Origin of the sequence: Ideonella sp. A 288 (assembly GCF_002198735.1) — a bacterium.
Classification (GTDB): Bacteria; Pseudomonadota; Gammaproteobacteria; order Burkholderiales; family Burkholderiaceae_C; genus Pseudaquabacterium.
On the sequence record NZ_MWLO01000130.1, the window covers coordinates 65,449 to 74,462 of the forward strand.

The window sequence follows — 9,014 nt, forward strand, 5'->3', positions numbered from 1 at the left end:
CTACAATGCAAGGCTTTGCCGCACCGAGCCGGAGCCTGTCGTGTCAGAGAATGCCTTGCCCCAGATCGGAGTGCTGATGGGGTCGTCCAGCGACTGGGAGACCCTGCAGCATGCAGCCCGGATTCTCGCCGAGTTTGGCGTGCCGCACGAATGCCGCGTCGTCTCGGCGCACCGCATGCCCGACGACATGTTCGCCTACGCCGAGGCCGCCGTCGGCCGCGGGCTGCAGGCCATCATCGCCGGGGCCGGCGGCGCCGCCCACCTGCCGGGCATGCTGGCCGCGAAGACGGTGGTGCCGGTGCTCGGGGTGCCGGTGGCCAGCCGGCACCTGTCGGGCGTCGATTCGCTGCACTCGATCGTGCAGATGCCCAAGGGCATCCCGGTGGCCACCTTCGCCATCGGCGAGGCCGGCGCGGCCAATGCGGCGCTGTTCGCAGTGGCCATGCTGGCCACTCGAGACGCCGGTCTGCGCGCGAAGCTCGAAGCCTTCCGCGCCCGCCAGACCGAGGTGGCGCGGGCCATGACCCAGGAGCTCAAATGAGCAAGTCTCTGTTGCCCGGCGCCACCCTCGGCGTGATGGGTGGCGGCCAACTCGGCCGCATGTTCGTGCAGGCGGCCCAATCCATGGGCTACTTCACCGCAGTGCTCGACCCCGACCCCACGTCGCCGGCCGGCATGGTGGCGCACTACCACATCGACACCGACTACCTGGACGAGCAGGGCCTGGCGCAGCTGATGCAGCGCTGCGACGGCATCACCATCGAGTTCGAGAACGTGCCGTCCCCGGCGCTGGTCACGCTCGGTGCCCATCGCCCCACCTCGCCCGACGCCGACGCGTTGGGCGTGTGCCAGGACCGTGCCCTGGAAAAGGCCCACTTCAAGCGCTGCGGCGTGGCCTGCGCGCCGCACGCGGTGATCGCCAATGAAGCCCAGCTCGCCGCGGTGCCGGCGGCGCTCTTCCCGGCGATCCTCAAGACCTCGCGGATGGGCTACGACGGCAAGGGCCAGGTGGGTGTGGCCGACCTGGCGGCGCTGCCGGCGGCCTGGGCCGCGCTCGGTGGCGCGGCCTGCGTGCTCGAGCAGCGTCTGCCGCTGGCGCACGAGATCAGCGTGGTCATCGCCCGCAGCGCAATGGGCGTGGTGGTCGGCCTGCCGGTGCAGCAGAACCTGCACCGGGACGGCATCCTGGCCGTCACCGAGGTGCCCGCGCCCGACGTGCCGGAGGCCACCCGGCAACAGGCCTTCGAGGCCGCCGCCCGCGTGGCCGATTCGCTGAACTACGTCGGCGTGCTGTGTGTCGAGTTCTTCGTGCTGGACGATGGCCGACTGGTGGCCAACGAGATGGCACCGCGGCCGCACAACTCGGGCCACCACTCGATCGACAGCTGCGACGTCAGCCAGTTCGAACTGCAGGTGCGCGCGCTCACCGGCCTGCCGCTGGTGGCGCCGCGCCAGCACTCGGCGGCCGTGATGCTCAACCTGCTGGGCGATCTGTGGTTCGCCCGGGGCGACGTGCCGCGCGCGCCCGACTGGGCGGCCGTGCTGGCGCTGCCCGGCGTGCACCTGCACCTGTACGGCAAGACCGGCGCGCGCCGGGGCCGCAAGATGGGCCACCTCACCGTCACCGCCGACCAGCCGGCGCAGGCCCGCGACGTGGCCCGACAGGCGGCGGCGCTGCTCGGAATCGACCCCGGACTGGTCGGGTCTGCCGCCTGATGCCACTGCTCGACGGGACGCTCACCAGCGACCTCGACGTGGCCGCCCGCGCGCTGGCCGCGGGTGACCTGGTCGCCTTCCCGACGGAGACCGTCTACGGCCTGGGGGCGCGGGCCGACGACGACGCGGCGGTGGCCCGCATCTTCACCGCCAAGGGCCGCCCGAGCGACCACCCGCTGATCGTGCACGTGGCCGATCTGGCCGGCGCACGCCACTTTGCCAGCGCACTCGACGACAGCGCGCAGCGCCTGGTGCGGGCCTTCTGGCCCGGTCCGCTCACCATCATCGTGCCCCGACGCGCGGGCGTGGCCACGTCGGCGGCCGGCGGGCAGTCGAGCATCGGCCTGCGCTGCCCCGCCCACCCGGTGGCCCAGGCCCTGCTGCGCCGCTGTGCCGAACTCGGCGTGGCCGGCCTCGCCGGGCCCAGTGCCAACCGCTTCGGCCGCATCAGCCCCACCACCGCGGCCCACGTGGCCGACGACTTCGGTGCCGCCCTGCCAGTGCTCGATGGCGGGCCCTGTGCGGTCGGCATCGAGTCGGCCATCGTCGACTGCAGCCGTGGCCGCCCGGTGCTGTTGCGCCCGGGCGTGCTGACGCGGGCCGCACTGCAGCAGGCGCTGGGGTTGCCACTGGAAGACCGCGACGCTGACGCCCCGCGCGCATCGGGCACTTTGGAGGCCCACTACGCCCCGCGGGCCCGGCTGCGGCTGGCCGACGCGGCCACGCTTCAGGCGCTGCCCGCGCCGGGCAGCGGGCTGGCGGTATATTCGCGCACCTGTCCGGCGCTGCCGTCCGGGGCGCGGTGGTCGGCCATGCCAGGCGACGCCGCGCAGGCGGCACGCGAGCTGTTTGCCGCCTTGCGCGCGCTCGACACGCCGGATGTCCGGCAGATCTGGGTCGAGCAGCCACCGGAGGCCCCCGAATGGGAGGGCGTCCGGGATCGCCTGCGCCGGGCGGCCGCGTCGGCCTGACCCGCACGACCCCCCCTGCTTCGAATGGGAAACGAGATGACCGTGTTCAGTGAATTGCATCGCCGGGGCCGGCGCCTGGCGGCCCCCGTGCTGTTGTCCGCGTTGGTGGCCGGGCTGCTGGCCGCCTGCGGCGGTGGCACCTCGCAGATCGAGGCCTTCCAGCCGGCGCGCCTGATCGTCCTCGGCGACGAGCACAGCGTCATCGTCGACGACGGCGCGGCCAATGGCCGCAAGTACTCGATCAATGGCCTCGAGGCCACCACGCAGACGCGCGACTGCCTGCTGCTGCCGAACTGGGCGCAGAGCCTGGCGACGGTCTATGGCTTCGTCTTCGCCGAATGCAACAAGGCGGCGGCGGTGCCCAAGGCCTTCATGCGCGCCAAGGTCGGCGCCACGGTCGAGCACCCGACGCTCGGCCTGGCCGCCCAGCTGGCCGAGCAGACGGCGCTCGGCGGGGCCGTGACGTCGGCGGACATGGTCGGCGTGATGATCGGTGCCAACGACCTGCTGTCGCTGGCCGACCGCATGCAGGCCGGCACCCTGACCCAGGACGCGGCGGTGGCCGAGGCGCGGCGTCTCGGCACGGTGGTGGCCGAGCGCGTCAATCAGCTGCTGGCCACCGGTGCGCGGGCGATGGTGGTCACGGCGCCGGACATGGGCTACAGCCCGCACGTGCTGGCGCTCGACCGGCTGACCCCGGGCCTGGCCGAGCGGGCGCGCACGCTCACCTTCGAGTTCAATGCCACCTTGCGCACCGGCATCGACCCGGCCCGCTTCGATGGCCGCAACTACGGGCTGGTGCTGGCCGACGACGTCGTGCAGTCGATGGCGAGGCTGCCGGCCATCTATGGCCTGTCCAACGTGGTCGACGGGGTTTGCCAGAAGGTCCTGCCCGACTGCAACGCCATCGCGGCCGACCTGATCGGCGATGTGTCGATCTCGTCCTACCTGTGGGCGGACGCCCGCCACATGACCCCGACCGTGCACGCGCAGATCGCCACCCAGGCCGTCTCGCGCGCACAGAACAACCCGTTCTGACGGCCGCGGCCGTCCCGCCGCAGCGCGCGGCCCTGCCGGCAGGGCGGTTGCGGGTAAGCACGGTCCGGCGACCTGCGCCACCCCTTCTATAGTCGCTCGCGGCGAATCGAACGATCGTTCGATTTCTGGCGACACCGGCCCCGGGCCGAACTCGAAGGGAATGTGCATGACGAGCATCCGTACCCAGATCTTGGGCGTCCTGGCAGCCACGCTGCTGTCGGCCTGCGGTGGCAGCGACGACGCGCCGCGCCCGCCCAGCACCAAGGGTGCGTTCACGGCAGTGGTGTCCTTCGGCGACAGCCTCAGCGACGTCGGCGCCTATGCGCCGGCCACCTCGCTGGCCGGCAACGGTGCCGCGCCGTACTTCGGTGGCAAGTTCACCACCAACGGCGCGGGCAGCACGGTGTGGGTCGAGAACCTCGCCACCTCGCTCGGCCTGGCCGTCACGCCGGCCGAGGTGGGCTTCGCCGGCCAATCCGTCAAGTGCCCCGCGGCCGCGATCAGCGCCGCGCTGGCGACCACGTGCACGGCCTACGGCCAGGGTGGTTCGCGCGTCACCGACCCCAATGGCATCGGCAAGGCGGGCGGCGCGATGACCGTGCCGGTCGTCACCCAGATTGCCAACCACCTGGCGCGCTTCGGCAGCTTCAAGGCCAGCGACCTGATCTTCGTCTACGTCGGCAGCAACGACGTATTCACCCAGTTCGGCATCTTCAGCGCCAGGGCCACGCAGATCCAGACCGATGCCGCCACCGGCAAGATCACCCCCGATGCCGCCAACGTGGCCTTGGCGGCGGCACAGGCCGACGCGCAGGCTGCGATGCGGCAGGTGGCCACCGAACTGGCCGGCTACGTCAAGACGCAGATCCTCGCCAAGGGGGGTGTCTACGTGGCCGTGATGACGCTCAGCGATATCGTCGACACGCCGTTCGGCGCGTCGCTGCCGGCGTCTGTGCGACCGGTGCTCACCGAACTGTCGCGGTCCTTCAACGCATCGTTGCGCGAAGGCCTGAACGAGCAGCCGGTGCAGATCATCGACACCTTCCCGATCTTCAAGGACGTCGGTGCCCGCGCCACCGCCCTGGGCTTCACCAACCAGACTGCGCCGGCCTGCGACGCCAGCAAGGTCTCGGCCGTCACCGGCGGCAAAGTGGTCGATGGCTCATCCCTGTTCTGCAACGTGACGCCGGGCGCGCCGTTCGATGCATTGCGTACCGGCGCGAGTGCCACGACGTGGTTCTTCGCCGACGGCGTGCATCCGACCACCGGCGGCCACAAGGCCTTCAGCGACGCGTTCGCAGCGCAACTGCGCCAGTTCGGCTGGATCTGATCGCCCCTTTTTCGCTGGGCCTCAGCGGCCCTGGTGCTGCAGGCTGAGCTTGAGCCACAGGATCCAGGCCGCCAGCACCAGTGTGACGAAGTTCGCCGCGATCACCGGCCAGGCCTCGATCATCACGCCGTAGGCCAGCCACAGGGCCACGCCGGTGGTGAACACGCTGTACATGCCCACCGAGATGCCGCTCACATCGCGTGTGCGCAGCGTGTGCACCACCTGGGGCACGAACGAAGCCGTGGTGAGCAGGGCGGCCAGGTAGCCGATGTGTTCGGGGGAGGGTATGGCGGTCATCTCTGGGGTGCGGGTGGTCGTTCGGCTGTGCTCGCCCAGCGCACCAGGGCGTCGAGCGCGGGTCGGGCCTGTTGCGCCCTGTCGTGGTTGATCAGCGCCACCACGACGAGACGTCGGCCGGCGGCGGCGTCCACAACCCCCGCGACGCCGACCACGTCGCGCAGCGAGCCGGTCTTCAGGTGTGCTCGCCCGACGGCGGCGCGGGTCTGGCGCAGCGTGCCATCGAGCCCGGCCAGCGGCAGCGAACTCAGCAGCTCGGGCATCAGCGGTCCTTGCCAGGCCGCCTGCAGCAGCGCCGCCAGCGCGGCCGCCGACAGGCGGCCCTCGCGCGACAGGCCCGAGCCGTTGTCCACGATCACGCCCGCCGCCTCGTCGGCGCCCAGGCGCTGCGCCAGCCACCGGCGCAGCACGGTGCGGGCGGATTCGGCGTGCCCACCGCTGCCCTGCACCAAGCCCAGGGTGAGGAACAACTGCTGCGCCATCACGTTGTTGCTGAACTTGTTGATGTCGCGCACCACCTCGGCCAGCGGCGGCGATCGCAGCTCGAAGGTGGGCGGCGAGGTCGGTGCCGCGCCGTCGCGCACCGTGCCACCGAGCGTGCCGCCCATCTCCTGCCACATCGCCCGCAGCAGGCGGCTCGCAAAGCCGGTGGCGTCGGCATGGGCCAGGGCCCAGGTGCGCTCGCCGCAGCTGGCCGGGTAGGCGCCGCCGAAGCGCATGCGCGCCGGGTCGAGCGGCGTGGCCTTGAGGCCCGCGCGCCAATCGTCGCAGGCGCCGCCGGCCAGCGGCACCTGGGCATCGACCTGCACGCCGGCCAGCGCCGGCTCGGCGACGACGCGGGCGATGCCGCGCGCGGCATCGGGCGTGAAGGTGTACAGCACGCTCTGGTACGACAGCACCAGCGCGTCGGGCCGGACGTTGTAGGGCCGCAGCGGTTCGCCGTCGAAGTCGCCGGGCGCCGAGGCATCGGGCTGGAAGGCGCTGCGGTCCAGCACGATGTCGCCCCGGATCTCGCGCACGCCCATCTGCTGCACGCGCCGCAGCAGCAGCCACACCCGCTCGACGACCAGCTTGGGGTCGCCGCTGCCCTTGATGACCAGAGAGCCGTCGAGCACGCCGTCGCGCACGCTGCCGTCCAGCCACACCGGCGTCACCCACTGGTGGCCGGGGCCCAGCAGTTCGAGGCCGGCCAGCGTGGTGACCAGCTTGAACAGCGAGGCCGGATTCATCGGCTGGCGGGCCTGCCAGGCCAGCCATGGCGCGTCGGCCGAGCCGGCTTCCTGCACCACCACCGCCATGGCCTCGGGCGGCACCTGCGCACGGGCGAGGGCGGCACGCACTTCGGGCGGCAGCTGCGGGTTGCGGGCCGGGGCGGCCGGCGCGGCCACGGTGGCCAGGGCGACCGCCAGGCCCAGTGCCCCGGCGATCGGTGCGGCAAGGGATCGTCTCATCGAGGCCGGATGATGGCACGGCTACACTCGTGCGCCCCGATGGAACCCTGCCTGCTCGCCCTCGACACGTCCACCGAGCGCATGGCGCTGGCGCTGCTGTGGCCCGGTGGCTCGCTGGCCCATGTCGAGGCCGGTGGCGCCGCGGCGTCCGGTCGGCTGATCCCTGCCGCGATCGGCCTGCTGGCGCAGGCCGGCCTGTCGATGCAGCAGCTCGATGCCATTGCCTTCGGCGCCGGCCCGGGCGCCTTCACCGGCCTGCGCACCGCCTGTGCCGTGGCCCAGGGCCTGGCCTTCGGCATCGGGCAGCCGGTGCTGCCGCTGGACAGCCTGATGCTGGTGGCCGAGGACGCGCTGGGGCAGGCCGGCGGAGCCGATGCGTTGCGGGCGGCGCACGGCCCGCTGTGGGTGGCGATGGACGCCCGCATGGACGAGGTCTACGCCGCCGCCTACGCGATGGTCGACGGCCGCTGGCAGGTGCGGGTGGCACCGGCGCTGTACGCGCTGGACGCGCTGTCCCGGTGTTGGGAGATCGAGCCGCCGGCGATGGTGGCCGGCAGCGCGATCGCTGCTTTCGGCGATCGCCTGCCGGTCGGGTCGGCGAGGACCTGGCCCGTCGAGCATCACCGCGGCGAAGCCCTGGCGCGTCTGGCCCGTCGGGCCTGGGCCCCGGGGTTGGCCATCGACCCCGCACTGGCCCTGCCGCTGTACCTGCGCGACAAGGTGGCCTTGACCACCGAAGAGCGTGCCGTGCGCGCCGCCGCCCGCGCCTGATCGCCCCAATCGCCCACACCCCGCCATGTCGACCCGAGTGCTGCCGATGACCACCGCCGACCTCGACGAGGTGATGGCCATCGAGGTGGTGGCCTACAGCCACCCCTGGACGCGGGGCAACTTCATCGATTCGCTGGTGGCCGGCTACCTGGCCTGGCGCCTCGTCGACGATGCGGGCCGCTGCATCGGCTACTGCGTCGCCATGGCCGGTGTCGAGGAGACGCACCTGCTCAACCTCACGGTGGCGCCGTCGCGCCAGGGCCGTGGCCATGGCCGGGCGCTGTTGAGCGCCCTGTGCGCCGACTGCACGGCGCGCGGCGACCAGATGCTGTGGCTCGAGGTGCGGCAGAGCAACGACGGCGCGCGGCGCCTGTACGCGCGCTTCGGTTTCGCCGAGGTGGGCCTGCGGCGCGATTACTACCCTGCCGGATCGGGTCGCCGGGAACATGCCGTGGTGATGAGCCTGTCACTCGTGGGACGCGTCCATGCGCTGGACTGAGCGCCAGCGCGCGATGCTGCGCGAGATGGGCATCGCGATGTGGCAGCCGCCCGGCGAGGCCGTGGCGGACGGGGCCGCGGCAGAGTCCGCGGCGGCCGATGGGCCGGCGCCGGCCACCGCGGCTGCACCGCCCGTGCCGCGCATGCCGGCACCGCTGCCCCCGGTCGCGGAGCCTGCCGTGCGTCCCAATGCCGGGCCACCTCAGGCGCAAACCGTGCCGCCGCAGGCCGTTGCCGAGCCGCCGGCTCGCGCGGCCGCGCTGACGCACGGCCTGCCTGCCACTGCACCGTCCGATGCGTCCGTGGCGTCGGCGCCATCGACGATGCCCGGCGTCGAGTCGATGGACTGGACCGCATTGCGTGCCGCCGTCGCGGGGTGTACCGCCTGCGGCCTGTGCCAGTCGCGCACGCAGACGGTGTTTGGCGTCGGCCACGAGCGGGCGCACTGGATGATCGTCGGCGAGGCGCCGGGCGAGCAGGAAGACCTGCGCGGCGAGCCCTTCGTCGGGCCGGCCGGGCGCCTGCTCGACCGCATGCTGCTGTCGCTGGGGCTCACCCGAGGGCCGGCCGATGCGCCACAGCAGGTCTACATCGCCAACACGCTGAAGTGCCGGCCGCCGCGCAACCGCAACCCCGAGCCGCAGGAACTGCGGCAGTGCCAGCCCTACCTCGAGCGCCAGGTGGCCCTGGTGCAGCCGCGCGTGATCGTCGCGATGGGCCGCTTTGCGGTGCAGTCGCTGCTGGGCAGCGACGAGCCCATCGGCCGCCTGCGCGGCCGCGTGCACGCCTGGCGCGGCCATCCGCTGGTGGTCACCTACCACCCGGCCTACCTGCTGCGCCAACCCGGTGAGAAAGCCCGCGCCTGGGCCGACCTGTGCCTGGCGGCCTCGGTGGTCGACCGTCTGGCCGACGCCGCGCCGACGCCCTGAAGCCGCTGCGAGC

Annotated in this window: 10 protein-coding genes; 8 read left to right on the forward strand and 2 right to left on the reverse strand. The window is 72.7% G+C overall.

Translation table 11 applies throughout. The features are described from left to right. The first annotated feature begins 76 nt into the window (after positions 1–76). The 5 genes from purE (at position 77) to EOINJALH_RS17685 (ending at position 5,055) form a co-directional block, all read left to right on the forward strand. Positions 77–541 (forward strand): 5-(carboxyamino)imidazole ribonucleotide mutase, encoded by a 465-nt coding sequence (purE, locus tag EOINJALH_RS17665; protein ID WP_234413906.1) that lies wholly within the window; start codon positions 77–79, stop codon positions 539–541. After that, positions 538–1,716: a 5-(carboxyamino)imidazole ribonucleotide synthase gene (locus EOINJALH_RS17670; protein ID WP_088282429.1), complete on the forward strand. Its 1,179-nt coding sequence runs from the start codon at positions 538–540 to the stop codon at positions 1,714–1,716. Before purE ends, EOINJALH_RS17670 begins: the two co-directional genes overlap by 4 nt. Beyond that, a complete protein-coding gene (locus EOINJALH_RS17675; RefSeq protein ID WP_088282431.1) occupies positions 1,716–2,687 on the forward strand; it encodes an L-threonylcarbamoyladenylate synthase in 972 nt (323 codons plus the stop codon). The genes EOINJALH_RS17670 and EOINJALH_RS17675 overlap by 1 nt, the downstream gene beginning before the upstream one ends. Before the next feature lie 36 nt (positions 2,688–2,723). Next, entirely contained in the window at positions 2,724–3,725 is a 1,002-nt protein-coding gene (locus EOINJALH_RS17680; RefSeq protein ID WP_088282433.1) for an SGNH/GDSL hydrolase family protein, read from the forward strand. Between the two features lie 166 nt (positions 3,726–3,891). Then, positions 3,892–5,055 carry an SGNH/GDSL hydrolase family protein gene (locus tag EOINJALH_RS17685; RefSeq protein WP_088282495.1) on the forward strand — a complete coding sequence of 388 codons (1,164 nt, stop codon included), beginning with the start codon at positions 3,892–3,894 and terminating at the stop codon, positions 5,053–5,055. A 21-nt stretch (positions 5,056–5,076) separates the two neighbouring features. Here EOINJALH_RS17685 and EOINJALH_RS17690 read toward each other — a convergent pair whose 3' ends face one another. Beyond that, the gene (locus EOINJALH_RS17690; RefSeq protein WP_088282435.1) at positions 5,077–5,352 is read right to left on the reverse strand and encodes a SemiSWEET transporter; all 276 of its coding nucleotides are present in this window, start codon (positions 5,350–5,352) and stop codon (positions 5,077–5,079) included. Further along, positions 5,349–6,803, reverse strand: coding sequence for a D-alanyl-D-alanine carboxypeptidase/D-alanyl-D-alanine-endopeptidase (gene dacB, locus EOINJALH_RS17695; protein WP_088282437.1), 1,455 nt, complete (start codon positions 6,801–6,803; stop codon positions 5,349–5,351). Before dacB ends, EOINJALH_RS17690 begins: the two co-directional genes overlap by 4 nt. 39 nt (positions 6,804–6,842) lie before the next feature. Here dacB and tsaB point away from each other — a divergent pair, with 39 nt between their 5' ends. Genes tsaB through EOINJALH_RS17710 form a run of 3 tightly spaced genes read left to right on the forward strand, consistent with a single transcriptional unit; the run spans position 6,843 to position 9,001 of the window. After that, positions 6,843–7,574, forward strand: coding sequence for a tRNA (adenosine(37)-N6)-threonylcarbamoyltransferase complex dimerization subunit type 1 TsaB (tsaB, locus tag EOINJALH_RS17700; RefSeq protein ID WP_088282439.1), 732 nt, complete (start codon positions 6,843–6,845; stop codon positions 7,572–7,574). A 25-nt stretch (positions 7,575–7,599) separates the two neighbouring features. After that, on the forward strand, positions 7,600–8,073 hold the full coding sequence (gene rimI, locus EOINJALH_RS17705; protein ID WP_088282441.1) for a ribosomal protein S18-alanine N-acetyltransferase: 474 nt from the start codon (positions 7,600–7,602) through the stop codon (positions 8,071–8,073). After that, a complete protein-coding gene (locus EOINJALH_RS17710) occupies positions 8,060–9,001 on the forward strand; it encodes a uracil-DNA glycosylase (RefSeq protein WP_088282443.1) in 942 nt (313 codons plus the stop codon). Before rimI ends, EOINJALH_RS17710 begins: the two co-directional genes overlap by 14 nt. The last annotated feature ends 13 nt before the right edge of the window (positions 9,002–9,014 follow it).

Excerpts from the sequence above, each read along its gene's own strand:
- purE (WP_234413906.1), top strand. The coding sequence starts at position 77 with ATGGGGTCGTCCAGCGACTGGGAGACCCTGCAGCATGCAGCCCGGATT.
- EOINJALH_RS17670 (WP_088282429.1), top strand. The coding sequence starts at position 538 with ATGAGCAAGTCTCTGTTGCCCGGCGCCACCCTCGGCGTGATGGGTGGC.
- EOINJALH_RS17675 (WP_088282431.1), top strand. The coding sequence starts at position 1,716 with ATGCCACTGCTCGACGGGACGCTCACCAGCGACCTCGACGTGGCCGCC.
- EOINJALH_RS17680 (WP_088282433.1), top strand. The coding sequence starts at position 2,724 with ATGACCGTGTTCAGTGAATTGCATCGCCGGGGCCGGCGCCTGGCGGCC.
- EOINJALH_RS17685 (WP_088282495.1), top strand. The coding sequence starts at position 3,892 with ATGACGAGCATCCGTACCCAGATCTTGGGCGTCCTGGCAGCCACGCTG.
- EOINJALH_RS17690 (WP_088282435.1), bottom strand. The coding sequence starts at position 5,352 with ATGACCGCCATACCCTCCCCCGAACACATCGGCTACCTGGCCGCCCTG.
- dacB (WP_088282437.1), bottom strand. The coding sequence starts at position 6,803 with ATGAGACGATCCCTTGCCGCACCGATCGCCGGGGCACTGGGCCTGGCG.
- tsaB (WP_088282439.1), top strand. The coding sequence starts at position 6,843 with ATGGAACCCTGCCTGCTCGCCCTCGACACGTCCACCGAGCGCATGGCG.
- rimI (WP_088282441.1), top strand. The coding sequence starts at position 7,600 with ATGTCGACCCGAGTGCTGCCGATGACCACCGCCGACCTCGACGAGGTG.
- EOINJALH_RS17710 (WP_088282443.1), top strand. The coding sequence starts at position 8,060 with ATGCGCTGGACTGAGCGCCAGCGCGCGATGCTGCGCGAGATGGGCATC.